Source organism: Cupriavidus sp. 05T41 (assembly GCF_056396525.1).
This window is the reverse complement of sequence record NZ_JBFTLQ010000024.1, coordinates 61,365-83,403: the sequence shown is the minus strand read 5'-3', so window position 1 is coordinate 83,403 and position 22,039 is coordinate 61,365. Positions and strand designations below refer to the sequence as shown.

The following is a 22,039-nucleotide window of genomic DNA, read 5'->3' as shown; positions in this document are numbered from 1 at the left end:
GAGGGCAGGACAAATGTCCCGCCAGCTAATAATCCCTATTGGCCGATGTTCTTCCCATAACCGCCCTTACCAACTTTCGCGCGGCCGAGCATTTACCCCTCAACCCGGCCCCATCCCCTTCGGACCTGCACCACCACCGGTAACAGCGATACGACGATAATTGCTATCGTCAGCCAACTCATATGCGAACGCACCCACTCGATGCCGCCCAGCCAGAAGCCGGCAAGCAGTAAGCCACTTCCCCACACCACCGCGCCGAGCACGTTGAAGGCAGCGAAGCGCCGGGGGTGCATGCCAGTCAGGCCGGCGAGGAAGGGGGCCACGCTGCGGACGATCGGCACGAAGCGCGCGATGGTGATGGTCGAGCCCCCGTAGTGATCGAAGTAGGCACGAGTCTTTGCAATATATTGCGGCTTAACCCAGCCACCGCGCAGCAGATGCTGACCCAGGGGGGACCGGCCTATCAGGTAGTTGACGCCGTCGCCGACAATGGCTGCGGTGCAAATCATTGCCATTGCTGGTAGCGGCGACAAACCATTGACGCCGAGGAATGCGCCAGTCGCGAACAGCAATGAATCACCCGGCAAAAACGGCAGAATGACGAAGCCGGTCTCCAGGAAGATGATGGCTGCCACGAACAGCACGCCGGTGACCCAGTTCTGGGCCAGCATCGACATAATTTGCTGGTCATTGAAGAGCCAACTGAGCAATCCGGTGGATAACATGCGATGTCCCGGACCTTAACGTCGTCCGCCGAGCCGGTCAAACGTGCCTAAAAGATCCGTCAATGCTTGCTTGCACTCCACCGCATTTGGTGTGGTAGACCGCACTGCTCCGAGCGCGCGGTCGATGGCCTTGTCGGCGACGTGCCAGTCCGCGGCGGCGCGCGGCTTCAGGCCGGCTTCGGCGTTATCCCACGCAACCTCTAGGTCCTTGATCCTCGTCTTTGCCGCGGGTAGATTGCCCTTTTCAACGAGCAAGGCCACGTCTGCAGCGATCACGCGAAAGGCGGACAGGTCGCCTAGCCTGGATTGCGTGGGCGTGTCCGCAGGAGTGGCCGCCACAGCGATGTGAGGGAGGAGGGCGAGGGCCGCGGAAACACTTGCGTAGCTTGGCGCCAGCACGGCTGCGGCGAGCAAGGCCGCGTCAAGTCGGCGGTGAATGATGTGTCGCTTCATGTCGTACTCCTAAAGGATTCGCGTGATGCATTACGAGGTGCGAGGGGCGGGATTACCGGGCCCGCGCTGACTAACATTCCGTTGGGCGATGGCGACCATCAGAACGATCACCGATAGGAAGATCGCGCTTGTCACCAAGGCGCCGAGACCAACGCCGCCATACTCGTGCGACTGTGACAACATGTCACCGAGCGAAGCGCCCAGGGGACGCGTGAGGATATAAGCGATCCAGAACGCCAAGACAGTGTTTAAGCCACAGTAAAAGGCCGCGACGGTGAGCGCGATCAACGTGCCAAATGCCACGCAGCCGAGTCGGAATCCCAGTCCCAGGGCTTCGGTGGCGAGGTCGCCTGCTGCGGTGCCCAGTGCAAATGTGCAAAGAATCGCAGCCCAGTAAAACAGCTCTCTTTGGGGGCTATCTATGGATTGGATAGATAGCGTCCTTTCTCGGCCGTACCAGAGCAGGAAAACCCCAGCGAGCAGGATGGCGAAAAGCGCGGTGCTTAGGTATAAGCTCACGCCTAAGCCGTCAGTCAGAGCGTCGGTGATCTGGGTGCCTACTACGCTGACCAGCACTACCGTCAGCCAGTAAAGCCATGGAACGTAACGACGCTGCCGCACGTGGGTGAGCAAAGCAAGGCACAGCAGACCGAACATACCAGCACGTGTGGCCGCCTGTCCCAGTCCCGCATTGACAGCGAGGTAATCGGCACCAGTCTCGCCAACGGTGGTCGACATAATCTTGATGATCCAAAAACCGAGGGTGACTTGCGGCACCTTGTTCTGCCAATTGGACATGGGATCTTGCAGTACGGTGGGCATAAAGGGCTCTCCGATTCGGTCAGCGGGTTGGCGTGCGCAGTCGCATCTGGCCAGATACATGGTCGCGGTACGCAACCAACTGGATACCCGACACGGAAACGGGCAGCAAAGGATGGAGTTAAGGCTAACGCCGTATGCCTTAAGGAAGAATTAAAGGAACGACGTTTGGGCGAAGTGACTAAGGCAATACCGGCCGGCGCCGGCAACTGAGCGTTTTCCCATCGCGGGATGGCGCGTGGCACGGGGACAGCCGGCCGCATACGGCGAGGGGAGTGCCTTTCCGATGCCTATGCGGCGATGAACGTTCGCAAGGTTAGATCAATGCCTGGCCCCTGGCCCAAAATGTCGATGAAGCCGCTACGCCTGGCGGCGTGCTCCAACGCGGCGCGCATAAGTGGCGACAAAAAAGAGGGCGGGGAGTTCGTCGGCGTTCCGGTAGCCTCCACCCTCGGCGAAACAGCGGAGCCTGGCAGTGCAGCGGGGTGAAGGGGGAGCAGCAGGACTGGACTCCTACGCGGAGGGGGGCGCGGCGGTTAGACCGTAAGCGCCCGGCGAACGCGCCTTGACAGCGCACGACGCGGTGGCGGGAGAAACAGGCATGACCTCGAAGAGGCTGCCGACTGTATTCGCTTACGAGTAGCTACAGGCCGCTATACATGACGAATCCCTTGGTCCAAGCAATGTGACCTTCTTCGTCAGCCTTCCAAAAAACCTGCGCGGACACATCGTATGGCAATGGACCCTTTCCCTTGCGGAAGAACTCCGCACGATGGATGGAGATGTCACTCCTACACACACCATCAATCTTAAACTCCTGATTCCGAAGCGCATTTTCGAGCGCGGCCACAGGTGACCCAGGCGGGAATAATGTTCGCAGCCGAGCGTCGAACTCTGGCGAGATTGCCAGCTTCCCGCCCCATCCCTTCAGCATCTCCACTTCCGTCTTGTTGCTGGGCGGGCACGGACTCGCATGGCCGCCTCCAGCCGTCACATTGCGCAACAATGGTGGTAAATCGTTTGCCTTCGGTACCGGACCACACCCCACAGACAACAGGCTGACCAGGCCGATCCAGACCAGCGATCGGACAGATATACGTCTGCGGTAGGCGTGCCTCATTTTTTTCACCAAGGCCTCACGGCCGGACTAGCTCTCCTTCTGGCCGGGTTTTGGGTGGCTACGTTATTGGGGGAAGGGCGGATGTCTGTCTGCGCCGCCAACAACTCAAGTCAGCCGTCGGCGCGCTGGCCCTCAGTTCCGGATTCCCAATCAATATTTTCACGATGGTGAAAGTACTGGGTTGTGACCATGGCATCCCGCGGACACTCAACGGTCGTCTCTTGCCACGACCCTTCTCCGCCGGTCGACCGGTCTAATTGTTCTGACTGAAGTCGCGACAAGAGCGGTCGCCCGGTTCGGTGTTGCGACCGTCGCCCGCAAGTTGGATGCCAGGTTTTGGCAGACGATCAGGCGGCAATGCAGGAAATCAGGCTTATGTTGTCGGATCCGCCAATGACGAGCCGAACGACAGGTTGCTCCCGCAAGATCGCGAGATGCTCACGCTTGCGTCGACCAGCGCTTTGATTGCCTTTGTCTTGATGCGCCGGACATCGGGGCTTGCGCCGATTAGCGTCAGACACGCGACTGCCTCGTTCTGAACATCGAGAATCGGCGCGCTCACAGCGGACAGTCCTGGGATGAGAACCGATTCCGCTTCGTCGTATCCGACTCGCCGGATCGTCGAAAGACGCTCAAGCAACTTCACTGGCGGCTGTTCATGGTTCTTCGAAACGGCCAACTCGATCAGGTCATCTCTGACCTGATCGGGGGTGAAGGCGAGCAGCACGCGACCCGTTGCCGAATTTGTCAATTGGAATGTCGAGCCCACCGACAACGTAGTAATGAACGGCACATAGCTGCGTTCCCATCGCACGATAGTGGGGCCGCGATCGCCGAGCACACAGAGGAGGGCGGGCAATCCCGTGATAGAAACTAGCTGTGGCATTGCTTCACTGGCGAGGCGCAGATGATCAATACGCGCGAGGGCAGACGCGCCGATGCGTACCGCCGTCGGCCCAAGGTCGTAGAGACCGGTGACTTCATCCTGTACCGCGAGACCGCTTGCCATTAGGCTCGCGAGGTAGCGATGCGCGAGGCTGTTTGGCATGCCGATGGCGCGCGCCAGATCGCGGAGGGGTGTCGCCTTACCCGCCTCGACAAGCGCAAGAAGAACCTCCGTTGCCTTGTCGGCCGACTGAATCCGGCGTCGTCCTCCGCTATTGCCGGCAGCAGTCGGTGGCGGGTCGTCCGCCGACACCGCCGATGGTTCTGCGATGGTTTTTTTTGCTTCTGTCAAAGCCGTCGATACTCCTCTCGGAAGGGGGCGAACCTCGGATTCAGGGTGCGCGAACGATTTTTGAGTTTATCACGGGCGATGACACGGGAATTCAGCCAGCTCCAGGCAAGCAGATGACGCGCGCATCGGCATTGCGGAGGCGGAGCGGCAAAATGCGCTGATAGTCTGTGGAGGTGTACCAGGCCGTGGCGTCCTCGGGGCTCTCGAACTCCAGAACCACGAACGTCCCGGTTTTGGCGTTGCCCTCGAGCACGTGGGGCGTGCCTCCCCGAATCAGGAACACGCCGCCATAGGAATCCAGCGTGGGCTGGACCTTGCTGGCGTACTCATCCCACTCCGCGCCGGGGGTGGATGTCTACCTCGGCAAAAATGTAACCTTTCGTCATGTCGTCTCCCGTCAGAAGGATGAGGTGAAGTTCGCTGGAGCGTCGCAGGCCACCGTTCCCATCTTTGCCGGAATCGAGACTTCGAGAAGCTCGAGGTCTGGTGAGATCGCCAACTCGTTGTGCTTGAGTCCGCCAGGGATCAGGAGCGATTCTCCCGCGCTGACGCGAATATGGCGGCCGTCCTCGAAGACCAGGTCGACCCAACCGCGCAGCGTATAAATGAACTGCGAATCGCAGAGGTGATAGTGCCACCCGGTTTGCTGCATTTCGCCCGTTGCAAGAGTTATCTGCGCGCGCATGCGGCCATCCGTGGCAGTCGTCACGCCCAGGTCCCGATACTTGAAGAATGAGCGGCGTCCCGGCACCAGTGGCGCCGTTTCGGGCGTGGCATAGGAAAGCCTTTGCGCAAGCGCTTCGGCGTCGGCAATCGACGTGGCGGAATGAACGTGTTCGGTGGATGAGTCCATGGTCTGCTCCGTGGGTGTTGTCGTTGTTAAAGTTGCTGATTGGCGGGTTGCCGCCGTGGTGCCCCGCGTACCAGCACGGTGGCGCGTTCTTCCACACTCTTGATGATCGAAGTGAAATCGTCCTGGCCGCGTCCTTCTTCCATTGCCGTTTGCCAGACGCCCCGGGCCTGCTCTAGAACGCGCGCCGGGATGCGCAGATTGCGGGCCTCTGCGATGGCGAGCTCCACATCCTTTGCGAGGATCGACATGTGTGCCCCGAAGTCGAACGATCCAGGGAGGGCGAAGCGAGCAAGTATGTCTGCTGCCGCGCTCTGGCCGGTGCTGGATCGGATGACGTCGGCCATGGCGTCGGCGTTCAGGCCTGCTTTGGCGCCCATTGCCAACGCCTCCGATGCAACGGCCATGTTGGCGGCCAGCATGATGTTGTTCACCAGCTTCATCGCCTGTGCCTGGCCGGGCTGATCGCCCAGCTTGTGAATTGTCTTCGCGATGCGATCCAGCGAGGGCATGGCGCGCGCAATGTCATGGCTCGCGCCGGCCAGCATGATGGACAGCGTGCCCGCACGCGCGGCGGACGGCCCACCACTGACTGGCGCGTCCACCGTGGCGATATGCTGACGCTGAAGTCTCTGTGCGATGGAGGACACCGCAGTCGGACCGATCGTCGACATCTCGATGTACGTATGCAGCGCGTTGCCGGCCGCCACGCCGTCCTGGCCGAAAATCGCCGCTTCGCATACCGCCTGGCTTGGCAGGCAGGCCATGACGATGGCGGCGGCATCCGCCACCGAACGTGGACTGGCATGCGCCACTGCGCCAGCGTCCACAAGTCGCGACACGGCTTCCGCGTTAGGGTCGTAGACGTGCAGTCGGCACCCGGGATGAATAAGCCGCATTGCCATCGCGGCACCCATGTTGCCAAGGCCTAAAAAGCCGACTTGGGTAATCTTGCTCACGTTCGTATGTCTCCGTATCTGGGTAGATTTCCGCGCACCGCGTCTACCAGTCGGTGCCGCGCGCGTCGTGCTTCGGGTAATGTTGCAGTGCCGGCCTTCACTCAGATCAACAGTTCGATCAGGAAGGGGCCGTCCTGGCGGAAGCTCTGCTTCATGAGGTCGGCGCACTGCTCGAGCGTCGTTGCGCGTGCGGCCTCCACCCCCATGCCGTTGGCGAGCCTGACCCAGTCGAGATCGGGATTCGACAGATCCAGCATGCTCATGGCCGTGGGCCCCGGTAATGCCCCGACGTTCTCGTATTCGCCGATCAGGATGTTGTACTTGCGGTTGGCCAACAAAATCGTCGTGCAGGGGAGTCGTTCACGTGCCTGCGTCCAAAGCGACTGAAGCGAATACATCGCCGAGCCGTCAGCCTGCAGGCTGATGACCCGTCTCGAGCCCCCACAGGCCACCGCCGCGCCGGTTGCAACCGGGAGTCCGTCGCCAATGGCACCGCCGGTCAGTGAGAGCCAGTCATGTGGTGCTGCAGCGTGGGTGAATCGGTAGAAGCTGCGGCCATACGAAATGCTTTCGTCCGATATGATCGCGTTCTCCGGCATCACGGCGGCGATCGTCTGGGCCAGCCCTTCCGGCGTGGGTACACCGGTAGCGATCTCCGGGCAGGGCTGCGCGGGCGGCATATCGACCACTGGCGCGTTCAGCGCCTCCGCCAGCGCGAGCAGGGCCGCTTCGGGATGCTGGTCGACGCGCGACAAATGATGGATCTGGGCTTCGCGCGGATACTGGAGGGAGGGCTTGCCGGGATAGGCGAAGAATCCGACTGGTGGCCTGGCGTTGACCAGGATGATGTGCCGGAACGATGCCATCATCGTGATGGCTTGATCGGTGTTGTAGGGCACCCGCTCGATCGGCAGACGGCCTCGTCCACGCGAGACCCGCCCCATCACGTACTCATATTTCAGGGTCGCGCCCGTCGCGCTGGCAATGCGCCACGCGAGCGCCTGCGCTTCGGGCAGCGCGCACTCGCCGCCAAGCAGAATCAGCACGTCATTGCTATTCTGGCGCAGAATGCGCGCCGCGTTGTCGACGGCAAACGTATCGATCGATGGCGCTGACGGTACGGGCAATGCGCGCGCGGCAGCGCCGCCCGCATCCCATGACGTATCGGAAGGCAGGATCAGCGAGGCGATCTGCCCGGGCGCGGTCCGCGCAGCGGCTACTGCGGCGGCCGCATCACGACCGACGTCGGCTGCGGACTGGCTCGTGCGGACCCATGCCGATACGGCGCCCGCGAGCGCGGCCGTATCGGCAGTGAGGGGCGCATCATACGGGCGGTGATAGGTCGCCTGATCTCCCACGATGTTGACGACCGCGCTATTCGCGCGGCGAGCGTTGTGAAGGTTCGCCCACCCGTTGGCAAGTCCCGGTCCGCAATGCAATAGCGTGCTCGCGGGCTTGCGGGCCATGCGGAAATAGCCGTCGGCCATGCCGGTCACGACGTTCTCCTGCAGTCCCAGCACACACCGCATACCTGGAATTTGATCCAGGGCCGCGACGAAATGCATTTCGCTGGTGCCGGGATTGGCGAAGCAGGTATCGATGCCCGACTCGAGCAGTGTGGTGACCAGACTTTCAGCGCCGTTCATGTTGTGTGTTCTCCGGTTCGATGAGGATGGGTCGCGTGGGGTCAGCGCGAGCAGGCAGGATCCGTCCAACCGGAAACTGCCTTGGCTTCGAGGAACTCCTCGATGCCCCAGATCCCGCCTTCGCGGGCGCGTCCGGACGCCTTGATGCCGCCGAAAGGAGATCCCGGGGCGCGCGGCCTGCCATTCATCTCCACCATGCCCGAACGCAGCCGGCCCGCGACGCGGCGGCATCGTTCGTCATCGGTCGATTGCACGTAATTGGCCAGCCCATACGGCGTATCGTTCGCGATGGCGATCGCCTCTTCCTCGGTGTCGAACGGAATAATGGAGAGCACAGGGCCGAAGATCTCCTCTCGGGCGATGGTCATCTGGTTGGTCACGTCGGCGAAAACAGTCGGCCGCACGAAGTAGCCGCATTCGTGCGCTTCGGGACGCCCGGGGCCGCCTGCAACAAGTCGCGCGCCCTCCGCCGTGCCTGTCTCGATCATCTCCTGGACTTTCCTGAATTGCGCCGCCGAGGTCAGCGGGCCGAAGAACTTCCCCGGCGCGTGCGCCGCCTCGGCCGCGAAGTTCTCGGCGATTTCCCGGGCCTCGTCGACTACGCGCGCATAGATCGAGCGCTCGACCAGCATGCGGGTAGGGGAGTTGCAGCTTTGACCGGTGTTCTTGAAGCAATGGAGCACCCCGCGTCTCACCGCATCCGCATCGGCGTCGGCAAAGATGAGGTTGGCCCCTTTTCCGCCGAGTTCGAGCACCACTCGCTTGAGTGTCTCGGCGGCGGCTTTCGATATGGCGATGCCAGCGCGGGTCGAGCCGGTGAAGCTGATCATGTCGATATAGGGATGCGACGACAGGCGCGCGCCGACCCCCGTGCCGTCACCGTTCACGAGATTGAACACGCCGCTCGGAAAGCCGGCTTCCTCGATGAACTCGGCAAAGAGCATCGAAGAGAGCGGCGCGATTTCCGATGGTTTCAGCACGACGGTGCATCCGGCCAGCAGTGCGGGCACCACCTTCAGCGTGACCTGATTCATGGGCCAGTTCCATGGTGTGATGAGGCCGGCCACGCCGATCGGCTCCATCAGGATCCGATCGTTGGGTGCATGCGTGCCGATGGAACGTTCGAACGAGAACGTGCGAAACGCGGTAATGAAGTTCCTCATGTGATACGCGCCAGCACCGACATGTTCGGCCCGCGCCATGTCGACGGGCGCCCCCATCTCCAGGCTGATCATCCGCGCCATTTCCGCGGCGCGTCGTTCGTAGATCTCCAGCAGCCGCTCGACCAGCCGAAGCCGCTCGCCCGGCTCGGTGCGACACCAGCCTGCGAAGGCTTGCCTTGCCGCCTGCACCGCGCGGTCGGCATCGATCGTATCGCCGACGGATATCACCGCGCAGGGTTGTTCGGTGGATGGGTCGATCACCGTCAGGTCTTGGGGCCGTGCGGGCATTACCCACTTCCCACCGATATGGAACTGTCTCTTATCAAGCACGTTGTCTCTCGTAGTTTTTGCGTTGCGGCGTACCGATCATGGCCGGGATGCTGCCGATGAATCGAACGGTAGAGCATCGCCTCCTCTTTGTAAATAGGGTTGTATCGTTATCCATAGGATAATTTTCTACGCAAACAACCCGGGGATCACTTTTCCTAAAATTATCCTATGGACAACGTTGAATCCCTATTTACAACCATGAATCGTCCGTCTATGGTTTGACCGACGGCGCTTTCGACCGCAATCACCATTCAGGAGACAACCACCATGACCCACCGCTTCAGCCCCATTTCTCATTTCCGTTCACGCCGCGCCGTATTGGCGCTGGGGGCCGCCATGCTGGCTGGTGCGGCGTTTCCGGCCGCGAGCCAGAGTGCGGCGTGGCCGGCACGGCCCATCCGCCTAGTGGTGGGTTTCGCTCCCGGCGGCGGAACGGACGTGATGGCGCGTGCGATTGCACAGTTGCTGAATGAAGCACTGGGGCAGACAGTGATCGTCGAAAACAAGCCGGGGGCGAGCGGCAACCTGGCGGTCGGCGAAGTCGTGAGGGCGGCGCCGGACGGGTACACGTTTCTGATTGCGCCCACCTCGGTTGAGACGGCCAACCCATATCTGTTCAAGTCGAATCTCGTCCCGTCCCGGGATCTAACGCCCGTCATGGCGATCGGACGCGCCCAGATGTATCTGGTCGCCCGTCCCACGCTTGAGGCCAGGGACGCCAAGCAGTTCATCGCTTTGGCGAAGTCGCAACCGAGCAAGATCACCATCGCGTCGGCCGGTACCGGGACGGCACCGCATCTCGCCGCCGAGCTATTCAACCAGAGCATCGGCACGTCGATCACGCAGGTGCCGTACAAAGGCTCCGCCCCTGCGCTGCAGGATGTGATGGCCGGTCAGACGGACGTCGTATTCGACCCGGGGATTGGCTTCCCCCACATCCGAAGTGGCAAGGTCAAGCTGCTGGCAGTGGCGAGCGAGAGCAGGTCGCCGTTCTTTCCGGACGCACCGTCATACGGGGACCTGGGCATCCGCAATGCGAGTCTTGATGTCTGGTTCGGGGTGTGGTCACCGAATAAGGTCCCGGCCGACATCAGCGAGCGATTTTCTGCGGCGTTAAAGAAGGTGTTGGCCTCGCCAGTGCTCAAGCAACGGTTCGCGCAACTCGGCGCCGAACCGGTGGCACTGGACAAGTTAGCTTTCCGAAACCTGCTGACTGACGAGAGCAGGCGGCTGTCAACGCTGATCAAGGAGCGCGGGATCGTCGTCGAGTAAGCACCTCGGCAGCCTCCCACCTCTGATTGTCCCGGACCCTTGCGGCCCGATTCCATATCAGCTTCCAAACCGGTCATCCGTGGCCGAATGTTCATCGCGGACTACAGCTTCTCCAGGCGGACCGATGTGTATCGGCGTACACGCGCAATGCGGCATTGAACATTTGTTCCGCCGCGATCGGCTACACAAACGGCTATTACCTCGGTACAGACAAGGATCACATGTTTGGGGTGGCGGTCGGCGTCAGGCACAAGTCCTGAGCGCGCCGGGAGACCGGCAAGGAATAGGGGGTGCACGCCCACTACGATGACGGAATGGAGTCATAACTCGGACATCGACCTGGTTCCTGAACACCCGGAGCTTGCGAGGACGTCTGCGAAGGCTCAGGCGTTCTTTGCCCCCTGTCATGGACAACGCTGCGAACTTCGCAGGGGCGCACAAATCCGCATAGGGCGGTCGAGGCGTCGCTTGCGATTCATCGAAGCTTCGACCAGCCCGACATCGTCCGGGCGTGCGCGTTACTGGGGCGTTAGCGACTGAATCCCGATTGGTGCCCCTCATCGGGATAAGGGCATCGACAGGGCCCCTGTTCGCCCCGGCAAGCGCCTAGTCGCCCCCGAGGTTCGCTGCGCCTGCGCCAGCCGGCAGGAGGCGACCCTTCTCCACCATTCCCAATCACGCATCGGAATGGCAGTTCGCAACCGGAAACTAGCCATTCAGTTGTGCCGACATCTGGCGCCAGAAGCGTACTTTGGGCGCATGCGGCTCACATTTCGGTGGCGATCTGCCTGAGCGGGTCAGTCCAGAACTTCAGTATCTCGAGGTCAAGTTTGCCGCGTTGATGTCGTATGGTCTGACTGTCAACGTCCTGCAGGAGGTATTGCCGCTCGATCTTGTGCTGGCAGCCAGCTCGATCCGGCGGCAGGTCACCACGCTCGGTCGCCGGTTGGGAGCGGAACGGGCCGCCGACGCCCGGCAGCAGGCTGAGGTGGCGGCGAACGTCCGCTCGCTCGAGATCCCGGAGCCCAGTCCGGTCCGCGCGGTCGGCATTGTCGGCGGCTACCTTCGGGGGGGCCGGCCACCGGCGCCGCCAGGACGCTGGTTTGAAGTGATCGTCGGGAAGTCCCTGCGGGATCGGGATGGCGGAAATAGTTTTGCCTACGCGCACAAGCTGGAGCGCCGACCGGCCGATCGTATGTGGAACTTCCTGCTACGAGAAGGTGTGCAACCCAGTCAGCCGGTCACCTTCCTGTCGGACGGCGGGGATACCGTACGGTTTGCCCAACTCGGCTTTGGTGACCGCGATGAGTACGTTGTCGATTGGTTCCACATCGCCATGCGGGTACAGAAAATGCGGCTAACCTGTTGTTGAGCGAAATCAAGATGCCTGTCATCCGCGCATCCTAGGATGAATGCGGAAAGCCAGATTTGCGGTGACACCTGTCCCTCGCGGTAAGCTCTAGTGAATTTGGGGCTCATGCGGCTTCTTCAGGGCGGTGGCCAAAGTACGGAGGTATCTCGTGCACTGATACGGTCGATACGCTTAGTGTATTGCTCGCAGCTAGCCCTCACGGGATATGCCTACAGCACCATCCAGTCGGAGGATGCGTGCCATGGTGTCGAAGCGCGTCTCCTTGAGTCTGCGACGGTAAGCGGCGCTCATCTCGGCCAAAGGTAGCTCACCCGAGCCGCAGACCAGATCATTGTTCTGATCCTAGTGCAATGGGTGCCCATGAACGCATAGCGGATGCGCAAACTTGTGGGGGGCAGTGTCACGCGCGCGCTACTGGAGTCGACGACAGTACCAGTGCTGTTGTCGGACTGATTGGCCAGCAGTTGGGGCGTGCTTGGCCGCAGGCTGAACACAATCCAGCAATCCTGAAGGAGATGGCGCATGTACAAGAATATCTCGGTGGCGATCGACGGCAGCCACTGCAGCGATCAGGCCCTGGAAGAGGCGATCGATCTTGCCGGCGCTTGCGGCGCGGAGCTGGAGATTGTTCACGTCATTGACAGTGGATATGAATTGGCAGAGGTGCGGGTAGGCTTGGTCAGGAGGGGGCAGGAACTGCTGACGGCGGCACAGGCGAAGGCCGAAGCCAACAATCTGCACTGCCATGTCGTCCTGGTCGACGACGTCGCGGCGCTCGGTGACATTGCCAATCAGATCCGGCAAGTCGTGGAAGGCAGCCACGCTCGGCTCGTCGTGATCGGCACCCACGGACGTCACGGGGTGACCCGGCTGCTGATGGGCAGTGTAGCTGAAGGGCTTGCACACCAGTGCAAGGTGCCTGTCATGCTTGTGAGGGCACCACAGGAAGCGTGAGCCACGGATGCGGTGCAGTCGGTTCGGCAGGCGACCGGCGAGTCGGCCATCTTGCGAGCCGCGGCGCGGCTGCAGGCGAGCGAGGCGGAAGCTCAGCGCGACCTTCAGCCGGCAGTGGGGAGCAGCGGAGCAGGCACGCATGCAGGGGACGGCAGAGTGGAGGCGCCTGCTGACCAAATTGGAAGCCGCTCTGCGGCGGGCCGGGCGCGCGCAAGCGAACGCGATAGAACCTTGACACTTACCAATTCCGCACGCGCCCCGTATCCGCATGCACGAATTGCTCTTGCGGATAGAATCCCACACCGCCACCGCGCAGCGACAGGGCGGCATCGCGCAGATCCGCCAGCGGCACGCCGGGCAGGCGGATATCGATGGCCTTGCCGTCCATATGCAGGCTATGGGTGGCGACGCCGCCGGCGCCCGTCTTGCGTAGGCGCGCGTTTGTGGCCGGGCTGCGATAGCCTGAGATGACCTGGAAGGGTGCTTCGCAGGATAGTGTCTGCTTCAGGCTGTAGAGCAACGCGAACAGTTGCGGGTCGATCGAACCGACTTCGCCGGAATAGTGATCGCGCAGGAACCGGTTGAGCGCGGCCAGCGCCTCGGGCACGAACTGCTCGCCCACGGCGTAGACGATGGCAATGCGCTCGCCGGTGTGGGTATGGTCGAAGGCGAGGCTGCGGGCAGCCGGCAACGTTGGCAGGGCCGCAAGCGCGGGGTGGGCCGGTAGCGGCAGCAGCATGCCGGCCAGGGCGAGTTCGCCGGTGCGGCGCAGGAAAAGGCGGCGAGGGTCGCTGTGCGGTCCGGTCATCGAACACTCTCCCTTGACTTATTGGCTCAATCTTGCGCGTGTACTAGTCCATGAGGAAGTCCGCAGGTTCGCGGAGCGTTGCCGCAGCGCCTCGTCCAGCACTCGGTCGAGCCCATAGATATCGGAGAAAAAATACACGCGCCCGTCGGCCTTGACGATGACCGTGCCGTACGCGAGCACCACAGGCAGCGGCTGCTGCAAGCGCAGCGTGCTGGATTGCCCTTTGTCCATGGCATCGCGAATGCGCGCTTCAGTCCAGCCTGGCATGTCCTGCAGCACAAAGCTGGCCAGGGCCGCCGGTTCCTCGACCCGGATGCAGCCATGGCTCAGGTCGCGCCGGTCCCGCGTGAACAGCCCGGGCGCGGGCGTGTGATGCAGGTAGATGTTGTCGTTGTTGGGGAAGATGAACTTGATGTCCCCAAGCGCATTCATCGGCCCCGGGCGCTGCCGGATGCGCATCTGCCCGCGCTGGACGGCATCCAGGCTGGCCGCCGACAGCGTGGTCACCGCCTTGCCGTCGGCACCGACGAATTCGAAGCCCTGCCGCTCGAAATAACCGGGGTCGCGCCGCAGCCTGGGCAAGGTCTCCGCACGCGCAATAGAGGGTGGCACGTTCCAGTACGGGCTGAACTCGATGAAACGCATGTCTTCTTTGAAGAGCGGTGTCCGCGTGTCGAGCGCCTTGCCGACGATGACCTTCATCTCCACCTTGACCTGGACGTTACCGTCGTGGACTTCATAGGCGCGCAGCACGAACTCCGGCACGTTGACCACGATCATGCGCGGGCTCTCCAGCAGCGGCGTCCAGCGCAGGCGCTCCAGCGTCAGTTCGATCTGCCGCACGCGGCTGGCGGGCGAGGCATTCAACTGCGCTAGTGTGCTGGCCCCGATAGCGCCATCGGCCTCCAGCCCGTGGCGGGCCTGGAATGCCTTGACACCTTCCACCAGCGCGCCTTCGTAGCGCTCCGGGACGGGCGTGCCCGTGGGCAGGTCGCCCAGCGCGATCAGTCGCTGCGTCAGCACCGGCACGCCAGCGTAGGCCTGGCCATGCGCCAGCTTCTTGCCCGGTAGCGGCGGCAGCGGCGCCTGCCAGGCCGGATCACCTGCCAGCGCCCGGTAACGGGCGAGTGCCTCGCGCAGGGTGCCATACAGGGGAAACGACGGCGCCGCCTGCTGGACGGCCCTCGGCAGGCTGTGCCTGGCGACGGCTGTGCGCAGGTAGGCCGAAGGATCGAACTGCCCATCCGGTGCGGCGGCAAAATTCTCGTGGATCTGACGCGGCTCGACGCGGCCGCCGTGCAGGTCGGACAGGTAGCGCAGCATTGCGCCCGTCAGATCGCCATCAAGCCGCGCCACCGCTTCCGGTGCCAGTGGCGGCCCTTGCGCGGCCTGGTCAAGCGCACGATGCAGGACGTCGGCGTCATAGTCGCGGGGCTCCAGCCCGTCGGCCGCGGCGGCGACCAGGATATCCGCGGCCTGCCGCGCGTCGGCAGTGGGGTGGCCGTGCGAAAACCAGAGCGCGACATCCGTGGCCAGCACTCCCGCATGCCAACTCGAGGCCCATGCGGCCAGCAAGCCCGCCACGATTCTGGGCGTGCCGGCGCGGCGGATCAGCGACACGCCTAGCACCAAGCTGCGCGCCGCCGGCGCGACGCCTATCATCCGCGTTCTGCGCTCATTCAGGGCGCTCGCTGCGGACCATCAGCACAGGCTTGTTGCTCTTGTGCACCACGCCTTCGGAAACGCTGCCCATGATCAGGCGCCGGAAGCCGCGGCGGCCGTGCGTGCCAATTACGATGAGATCCGCACTCCAGCGATCGGCTTCTTCCACGATGGTGGTGGATATCTGCCCGGGGGAAACGGGCTTTTCGAGAATCTTCGTCGTATGCGCGATACCCGCTTCCGACAGGCGCCTGGCGGCGGCTGCCAGCGCATCGCGCCCCACGGCCAGGATGCTCTCCATGAGCTTGTTGGCATCGTAGCTGCCAGTGGAGAAGAAGACATCGCTATCGTCCGCCACGAAGAGCACCTTGACCTCGCTGCCGGTAGCCTTGGCGACGGTGATGGCCTGGCTCAGGGCGAGGTCGGAAGAGTGACTGCCGTCCACCGCGAGCAGTATTCGCTGATACATGGTTCGTGCCTCTTGGCTGGATATAGGGAGGTGTGCGCGCATGGGCGCCGCCGCCATCTGCAGCATAGGGGGCGGGCCAGATGCCGTATTGACCTGCATCAAGACACCGGCAGCAGGCAGGCTAGGCGATGCGCAGTACCGCCGCGCCGGCCAGGCGGCCCGCGCGCAGGTCGGCCAGTGCGGCATTGGCCTGCTCCAGCGGATAGACCGTCGTGGTGGTGCGCAGCGGCGTGGCGCGGGCGATTCGCATCAGTTCCAGCCCGTCGTCGCGCGTGAGGTTGGCCACCGACACGATCGACCGCTCCTCCCATAACAAGCGATAGGGGAAGGCCGGAATATCGCTCATGTGGATGCCACCGCAAACCACGGTGCCGCCCTTGGCGACGGCTTGCAGCGCCATCGGCACCAGCGCACCCACCGGCGCGAAGATCAGCGCGGCATCGAGCGGCTGCGGCGCGGGCTGGTCGCTCGGACCGGTCCAGCAGGCCCCGGTGTCGCGGGCGAGCTGGCAGGCGGCGTCGTCGCCGGGGCGTGTGAAGGCGAAGATCTCGCGCTGCTGGGCTACTGCGATCTGTGCCACCAGGTGGGCGGCCGCGCCAAAACCGTAGATGCCGATAGAACGGACGTCACGGGCGTCTCCCGCCATGCACAGCGTGCGGTAGCCAATCAGGCCCGCGCACAGCAAGGGCGCAGCATGCACGTCGTCGTAGTGCTCCGGGACGGGGAAGCAATAACGGCTGTCGGCCACCACATACTCGGCGTAGCCGCCGTCGCGCGTATAGCCGGTGAACTGCGGCGTATCGCACAGATTTTCGCGATGCGCTGCACAATAGCCGCAGTGCCCGCAGGTCCGACCAAGCCAGGGCACGCCTACCCGGTCTCCGGGGGCGAGGCCCGTCACGCTTGCGCCGCAGGACTCCACCCTGCCAACGATTTCGTGGCCGGGAATCAGCGCCGCCTTAGGGTGCGCGAGTTCGCCGTCGAGAATGTGCAGGTCGGTGCGGCAGACGCCGCAGGTGCTCACGGCAATGCGCACTTCGCCGGGGCCGGGAACCGGCACGGGGACGCGCGCCAAGCGCAGGGCTGGCCCGGTGCCGTCGAAGATCATCGCGCGCATCGTACCTTGCATGTTGCCATCCTCCGCGAACGCCCCCAGAGGCACCCAGCATTCATGCTAGGCGACGCCCGCCGCCGCCGCTTGATTCGCGTCAATGGCGCGCGCCAGGCGGGCGTCCCATACAGTTTCCGATGCCATGATCCGCATCTGCACCGAGCGCGTCCGAGCATACACGCTAGATGCATCCAAGGGCGGCGCGCAGGCGTGTGCGTGCCGGCCATCCGCCGATTTCGCTGATGCTGGAGGTGCATGAAGTACAGCAAGATACTGTTTGCGGTGGACGGCAGCGCTTTGGCCAATCGGGCGCTGGCGGAGGCGCCTCGCCCGGCGACTGCGATAGGCTCCGAGCAGGTGGCGCACGTGATCGATAACAGCTATCTCAGGTATGAGGTGGACTATGTCGACCTGACAGACCTGCGCGCCAGCCTGCTCGAGGGTGGACAGATCCTGCTGGACGAAGCCAAGGCCAAGGCTACGGTCCAGAAGGCGGCATGCAACGCGCCGTTGGCAGAAGGGAGCGCCGGCGCAAGGTCGGCGTAAGCCGAAGTAAGCAAGGGGCATCGGCTTGACCTGAGTCAATAGCCCTATCCAGGCGTTTCCTAGACTGGATACAGGCCTCCCAACCGCGCAGAAATGTCATGGATTACGCCAGCATCATGGTCCATCTGGACACCAGTCCACGAGCGCTGGACCGGCTTGAAATCGCTGCCCGGCTCGCCGTCGCCCGCCATGCACGGCTGATCGGGCTGTTTGCCGGCTTTATGCCTGATGCTGCCTGGTTTTACTTGATGCAGGGGGCTGCGACCTATATCGACGAGGACCGCCAGCGGCGCAGCGATGCACGCGAGGCAGTGCGCCGCCGCTTCGAGGCCGCAACGCAGGACCTTGGGGTGGAAATCGAGTGGCGCGCAGTGGAGGGCGATCCATTGATGATGGCACTGCGCGAGGTGCGCGAGGCCGACCTTGTCGTTGCCGGGCAATACGATCCGGCCGCCCCGGACAGCTTTGTCGCGACCCAGTTCCTGGAAAGCATCATCCTCGATGGGGGGAGGCCGGTCCTTGTCATTCCATTCGCCGGCCGGTTCGCCGTGCCCGGCGCACGTGCCATGGTGGCGTGGGACGGCGGGCGCGAGGCCGCTCGCGCCTTGCATGACGCCATGCCCCTGATCGCCGGTGGCCAGGCCAAGGTGCTTTGTGCGCAAGGCGCGCGCGCGCGGCCCGATGCGAGCCCGCCGAGCCATGCTGTTGCTGCGCTGGCAAGCCATGGCGTCCACGCAGACATCGAACACTGCCAGGAAGGATCGGACATCGCCATCGGCGAGACCTTGCTCTCGCGCGGGGCGGATTTCGGCGCCGATCTGGTGGTGATGGGCGCCTACGGGCGCGGCCGCCTGCGCGAGCTGGTACTGGGCGGTGTCACCGCGGCTTTGCTGGACACCATGACGGTGCCGGTACTGATGTCGCATTAACTGCCGGCACTGCGTCGCCACGATACACAAGCGCACCGGAGAACACGATGAAGAGCGATGCGAAACTCAGGCAGGACGGCCGCGAGGAACTGGAGTGGGTCCCCCAGATTTGTGCCGCGGGCATCGCTGCCCAGGTCAGCGACGACGCCAGCAAGGTCATGTTGTCCGGCACGCTGCGCAACTGGGCCGAGATCCGAGCCGCCCGCGAGACGGCATGGTCCGCACCGCGCGTGACTCAGCTGGTGGCCCGCATGATGGTGGGGCCATGACGCGCACATTGCCGCCTGCCGCCAAGCAGCGGCGCCTGGCATGCCAGGCGCTCGCCGGAGTTGCCGTGCTGTGCTGCACCGCAGGCCTGCCTGCGGCCGCGTGGGCTGGTGCCGCCGACAAGGTCGTGCTGGATGCCGACGAACTCGATGCACTCTGCGAAGCCGTGCTGGCGCGCTTGTACGCACGCAATCCTGGCGCGCGGGCCTTGGCGGGCAAGTCCAGCGGTGTGCTGGTCTTTCCCGATGTGCTGGCCGGTGGCGCAGTGGCAGGCGTGGAGCAGGGTGACGGCATGATGCGCGGCGTGGGCGGAGACAAGGCCTATTACCGGCTCATAGGCGCATCGCTCGGGGTGCAGGCGGGCATGGGATCCAAGGCGGTCGTGCTGGTGTTCCTGACCGAGCAGGCGCTTGAGCGCTTTCGCGCCAGCCAGGGCTGGACCGTGGGTGTGGACGGATCGGTATCGATCCTGAGCCTGGGCATCGGGGCCAGCATAGACAGTAATACCGTGCGGGGTGACATTGTGGGCTTCGTGCTGACCAACAGCGGCATCATGATCAACCTGTCGCTCGTCGGCACGCGGATAACGCGGATCGAGAGCTGAGGAGCCATCGATGGAAAAGATCCTGATCGTTTATTACTCACGCACCGGGACGTCGCGCCAAGCCGCGGAAGAACTGGCTGCGCACACCGGCTGGCCGATCGCGGAAGTCGGCGACCAGGTCAGCCGCGCCGGCTTGCTGGGCGATGCCCGCTGTGTACTGGACGTCCTGTTGCAGCGGCATGTAGGTTACCGCTACGCTGGCCCTTCACTGGACGAGTACCAACAGATTGTCATCGTCGCGCCTGTCTGGGTTGGCCACTTGGCCGCGCCTATGCGCAGCTTCCTGCGTGACAGGCTGCCACTGACCTGTAAGACGTCGGTGGTCTGCGTGATGGCCCGGCAAGGTGGGTTCAATGCGGCAGAGGAAGTTGCCCGCCTGGCCTCGGAGGCGCCGTCACCGGTCATTGCGCTGCGCCAGAGCAATGTGGCCAGCGGGGCAGCGCTGCAGGCGCTGCGTGCCTTCGCGGCACAGGTGGAGGCAGCAAGCGCACGGGCCGACACCGCGCAACGGCCTGCCTGGCTATCGCCCAAGGAAGCCTGACCTGGCAAATCTTACGTCGATGGCACAGCTTGATCCGCATCAGCCAGTTGATCTGGCGTCGCCAATACGCACTACATGGCGCCATTCATCGCTGCCCAACGGCTCCTGCACGCGCCGCTGCCACTCCAGCACCTGAAGGTCGGCGTCGGACGGGTCCCCACCCTGGCGCGCGCGCGCGGCGATGCGTTCGCGCAGGGTAGCCAGGTCGGCACTACAGTCGACGATGGAGAACGCCACGCCCCGGCGCGTGGCCAGCGACGCAAACCGTAGCCGGTGCTCGCGTGCAAGGAAGGTCGCGTCGGCGATCATGGGGAAGCCAGCGGCACTGCCAAGCCGGCAGATTGCTAGTAGTCGCCCGTAGACGCGGGCGGTGTGTTCAGCCGTGTAAAGATCGCCTTGTGAAGCGACTTGCCTATGTGGAAGACGTTTGCGCTCAACGTCCGCGCGCACGCGCACCATGGCTGCGGCCACCGCGATCTGCTGGGCAACGGTGCTCTTGCCGCTGCCCGATAGGCCATGCATGATGGCGATCGCGCCCGGAGGCCGCGTCAGGGTAACGCTGGCCAGCGCAAGCAAATCGACGCAGCGCATCTGCATCGTCGCCATTTCCGCGGCGTTGCTCAACCCCGCCACGCTGCGCTGGTGCTCCCGCTCAAGCAGCACGCGGGCGCGCACCACGGCGCGCAGGGCCGTGTAGAACGGCAATAAAGCCAGGCCGGCATAGTCGCCGGTACACTCCAGGTAGGTATTGATCAGGCGATAGGCAAGATCTTGCCTGCCGGCATGCAGCAGGTCCATGAAGAGAAAAGCGATATCGCTGATCGTGTCGATCCAGCGCAGCCCTGCATCGAATTCGAGGCAGTCGAAAGGCGTAGGGACACCGTCGATCAAGGCGATATTGCCGAGATGCAAGTCGCCATGGCACTCCCTGATATGACCACTCTCCAGCCGCTTCTCAAAGGCGGGGTGCAGCGAAGCGGCCCGCTCGCGCAGCAGCGCCGCCAGGTGTGATGTTGCATCGGTGGCCGAGGCGAGCATGGCAACGCGCGCGATGGCCTGCTCCGCCACCGCCACGATCCGTCCTGGCGTGCCGTGCCCGCTGCTGGCCACTGCTACGGGCGCAGCCAGATGGATCGCGGCAAGCCGATGGGCCAGCGTCTCGATATGCGATGCGGTCAACCGGTCCGACTCTGCCATGCGGCAGAACAGATCTCGCTGACGGAAGCGGTGCATCTTCACCACATACTCCAGCGCTTCGCCAGTGCCTCCTACCCGGACATCCCGCTGGCCAGGGCCCGCCACAATCGGTACCAGGCCGAGGTAGAGCGCCGCCGCCATCCTGCGATTCAACTCCAGTTCGGCTTCGCAATCCGCTTTGCGTGCAGCCAGAGTGGAGAGGTCGACGAAATCCAGGCGCACCGGCTTGCGCACTTTGTAGGCAAAGGCGCCGGCCAGGAACACTTGCGAGATGTGCGTCTCGATGACGCTGACTTTGCCCACGGGATGTGGGTAGGCCGTGGGGCGCATCAACGCTTGCGTGAGTACCGCCGGTTCCATGCCGGGCCCTCCCAGGTGCCTGCCTCCCCGATCGGGCCAGGTCATATGCCCATGCTATGCACGTGGCCGGAATTCGGATTGACGCGGATCAAGTTGGCCGGCGGCGACCCGCCTATATTGAAGCTTGAAGCGGAATGAGGGTTCGGCGCGCGACGCCGCGGACACTTGTTGTCGGGGGTCCATGCGCCTGCGACGGGAGAGAGGCGATGAGGAGGTCCGAAGAAGGTCGGGGTGGCGGCTCCACGCGTTCGCGTGGCCTTGCGGCTTGCCTTGCCGCCATGCTTTGCGCCGGCTGTGCGTCGGAACCGAACTGGCTTCGCCCGCCCAAGCCAAGGGCGGAGGCCACCGTTCGTGGCGATCCCGGCGTTGCCCGCAATGGCGCCGGGGGCGACAAGATCCGGATCACGACACCTGACTTGGCGCAAGCCGCTTGCCCGCTCTCATCGGCTCATTGAGAGGATCCACCTTTCCGTGCCCGGGAGCCTGCGATGTCCAATTTGACCAAAGAGCAGATATCCAGCCTGGTCACTGTGCTGGACAGCAGAGAGCAGAGAATCCGCGGCCAGATGGACGCCGCTGCCGTTTCCCGCACTGTGTCCGCCGAGCGAGAACCGAGCGACGACTCTGATCTCGCCAAGCATGGCA

21 protein-coding genes and 2 pseudogenes are annotated in these 22,039 nt (G+C 63.6%); 8 read left to right on the top strand and 15 right to left on the bottom strand.

The window, feature by feature from the left end:
- Positions 1 to 92: 92 nt before the first annotated feature.
- From AC1DKV_RS16190 to AC1DKV_RS16145, 10 genes and pseudogenes are all read right to left on the bottom strand, one after another.
- Positions 93 to 725, bottom strand: a complete 633-nt coding sequence (locus tag AC1DKV_RS16190; protein WP_441620471.1) for a VTT domain-containing protein — start codon at positions 723 to 725, stop codon at positions 93 to 95.
- A gap of 15 nt (positions 726 to 740) precedes the next feature.
- Positions 741 to 1,178, bottom strand: coding sequence for a hypothetical protein (locus AC1DKV_RS16185; protein WP_441620469.1), 438 nt, complete (start codon positions 1,176 to 1,178; stop codon positions 741 to 743).
- 30 nt (positions 1,179 to 1,208) lie between these two features.
- Positions 1,209 to 1,976 carry a COG4705 family protein gene (locus AC1DKV_RS16180; protein WP_441620489.1) on the bottom strand — a complete coding sequence of 256 codons (768 nt, stop codon included), beginning with the start codon at positions 1,974 to 1,976 and terminating at the stop codon, positions 1,209 to 1,211.
- Between the two features lie 664 nt (positions 1,977 to 2,640).
- Positions 2,641 to 3,117 carry a hypothetical protein gene (locus AC1DKV_RS16175; protein WP_441620467.1) on the bottom strand — a complete coding sequence of 159 codons (477 nt, stop codon included), beginning with the start codon at positions 3,115 to 3,117 and terminating at the stop codon, positions 2,641 to 2,643.
- A 373-nt stretch (positions 3,118 to 3,490) separates the two neighbouring features.
- A complete protein-coding gene (locus tag AC1DKV_RS16170; protein ID WP_441620466.1) occupies positions 3,491 to 4,354 on the bottom strand; it encodes an IclR family transcriptional regulator in 864 nt (287 codons plus the stop codon).
- Between the two features lie 91 nt (positions 4,355 to 4,445).
- Positions 4,446 to 4,685: pseudogene (locus AC1DKV_RS16165) on the bottom strand (DUF1330 domain-containing protein); the annotation flags it as partial.
- A gap of 66 nt (positions 4,686 to 4,751) precedes the next feature.
- Positions 4,752 to 5,207, bottom strand: a complete 456-nt coding sequence (locus AC1DKV_RS16160) for a cupin domain-containing protein (RefSeq protein WP_441620464.1) — start codon at positions 5,205 to 5,207, stop codon at positions 4,752 to 4,754.
- Between the two features lie 26 nt (positions 5,208 to 5,233).
- Positions 5,234 to 6,163 (bottom strand): NAD(P)-dependent oxidoreductase, encoded by a 930-nt coding sequence (locus AC1DKV_RS16155; RefSeq protein WP_441643469.1) that lies wholly within the window; start codon positions 6,161 to 6,163, stop codon positions 5,234 to 5,236.
- A gap of 101 nt (positions 6,164 to 6,264) precedes the next feature.
- Entirely contained in the window at positions 6,265 to 7,809 is a 1,545-nt protein-coding gene (locus tag AC1DKV_RS16150; protein WP_441620461.1) for an acetolactate synthase large subunit, read from the bottom strand.
- 41 nt (positions 7,810 to 7,850) lie between these two features.
- Complete coding sequence (locus tag AC1DKV_RS16145; RefSeq protein WP_441620459.1) at positions 7,851 to 9,302, bottom strand: aldehyde dehydrogenase family protein; 1,452 nt, start codon at positions 9,300 to 9,302, stop codon at positions 7,851 to 7,853.
- 267 nt (positions 9,303 to 9,569) lie between these two features.
- Between AC1DKV_RS16145 and AC1DKV_RS16140 the strand changes: the two genes are divergently transcribed.
- The 3 genes and pseudogenes from AC1DKV_RS16140 (at position 9,570) to AC1DKV_RS16130 (ending at position 12,900) form a co-directional block, all read left to right on the top strand.
- The gene (locus AC1DKV_RS16140; protein ID WP_441620457.1) at positions 9,570 to 10,574 is read left to right on the top strand and encodes a Bug family tripartite tricarboxylate transporter substrate binding protein; all 1,005 of its coding nucleotides are present in this window, start codon (positions 9,570 to 9,572) and stop codon (positions 10,572 to 10,574) included.
- A gap of 784 nt (positions 10,575 to 11,358) precedes the next feature.
- Positions 11,359 to 11,928 (top strand): annotated as a pseudogene (locus AC1DKV_RS16135) (ISKra4-like element ISBte1 family transposase); the annotation flags it as partial.
- Positions 11,929 to 12,468: 540 nt separating this feature from the next.
- Positions 12,469 to 12,900 carry a universal stress protein gene (locus tag AC1DKV_RS16130; protein WP_441620455.1) on the top strand — a complete coding sequence of 144 codons (432 nt, stop codon included), beginning with the start codon at positions 12,469 to 12,471 and terminating at the stop codon, positions 12,898 to 12,900.
- A gap of 238 nt (positions 12,901 to 13,138) precedes the next feature.
- On the opposite strand, the gene mepK is transcribed toward AC1DKV_RS16130, so the two are convergent.
- The 4 genes from mepK to AC1DKV_RS16110 form a co-directional block, all read right to left on the bottom strand.
- On the bottom strand, positions 13,139 to 13,708 hold the full coding sequence (mepK, locus tag AC1DKV_RS16125; RefSeq protein WP_441620453.1) for a peptidoglycan L,D-endopeptidase MepK: 570 nt from the start codon (positions 13,706 to 13,708) through the stop codon (positions 13,139 to 13,141).
- A gap of 18 nt (positions 13,709 to 13,726) precedes the next feature.
- Positions 13,727 to 15,370: a L,D-transpeptidase family protein gene (locus tag AC1DKV_RS16120; RefSeq protein WP_441620451.1), complete on the bottom strand. Its 1,644-nt coding sequence runs from the start codon at positions 15,368 to 15,370 to the stop codon at positions 13,727 to 13,729.
- A 13-nt stretch (positions 15,371 to 15,383) separates the two neighbouring features.
- On the bottom strand, positions 15,384 to 15,839 hold the full coding sequence (locus tag AC1DKV_RS16115; RefSeq protein ID WP_441620449.1) for a universal stress protein: 456 nt from the start codon (positions 15,837 to 15,839) through the stop codon (positions 15,384 to 15,386).
- Between the two features lie 121 nt (positions 15,840 to 15,960).
- Positions 15,961 to 16,968, bottom strand: a complete 1,008-nt coding sequence (locus tag AC1DKV_RS16110; protein ID WP_441620447.1) for a zinc-dependent alcohol dehydrogenase family protein — start codon at positions 16,966 to 16,968, stop codon at positions 15,961 to 15,963.
- A gap of 237 nt (positions 16,969 to 17,205) precedes the next feature.
- On the opposite strand from AC1DKV_RS16110, the gene AC1DKV_RS16105 reads away from it, so the two are divergent.
- From AC1DKV_RS16105 to AC1DKV_RS16085, 5 genes are all read left to right on the top strand, one after another.
- A complete protein-coding gene (locus AC1DKV_RS16105; protein WP_441620445.1) occupies positions 17,206 to 17,496 on the top strand; it encodes a hypothetical protein in 291 nt (96 codons plus the stop codon).
- 98 nt (positions 17,497 to 17,594) lie between these two features.
- Positions 17,595 to 18,425 (top strand): universal stress protein, encoded by an 831-nt coding sequence (locus AC1DKV_RS16100; RefSeq protein ID WP_441620443.1) that lies wholly within the window; start codon positions 17,595 to 17,597, stop codon positions 18,423 to 18,425.
- A 47-nt stretch (positions 18,426 to 18,472) separates the two neighbouring features.
- Positions 18,473 to 18,694 carry a BON domain-containing protein gene (locus AC1DKV_RS16095; protein ID WP_441620441.1) on the top strand — a complete coding sequence of 74 codons (222 nt, stop codon included), beginning with the start codon at positions 18,473 to 18,475 and terminating at the stop codon, positions 18,692 to 18,694.
- Positions 18,691 to 19,296 carry a lipid-binding SYLF domain-containing protein gene (locus AC1DKV_RS16090; protein ID WP_441620440.1) on the top strand — a complete coding sequence of 202 codons (606 nt, stop codon included), beginning with the start codon at positions 18,691 to 18,693 and terminating at the stop codon, positions 19,294 to 19,296. Before AC1DKV_RS16095 ends, AC1DKV_RS16090 begins: the two co-directional genes overlap by 4 nt.
- 10 nt (positions 19,297 to 19,306) lie before the next feature.
- Entirely contained in the window at positions 19,307 to 19,837 is a 531-nt protein-coding gene (locus AC1DKV_RS16085; RefSeq protein ID WP_441620438.1) for a flavodoxin family protein, read from the top strand.
- A gap of 39 nt (positions 19,838 to 19,876) precedes the next feature.
- Here AC1DKV_RS16085 and AC1DKV_RS16080 read toward each other — a convergent pair whose 3' ends face one another.
- Positions 19,877 to 21,394: a bifunctional aminoglycoside phosphotransferase/ATP-binding protein gene (locus AC1DKV_RS16080; protein WP_441620436.1), complete on the bottom strand. Its 1,518-nt coding sequence runs from the start codon at positions 21,392 to 21,394 to the stop codon at positions 19,877 to 19,879.
- Positions 21,395 to 22,039: the final 645 nt, after the last annotated feature.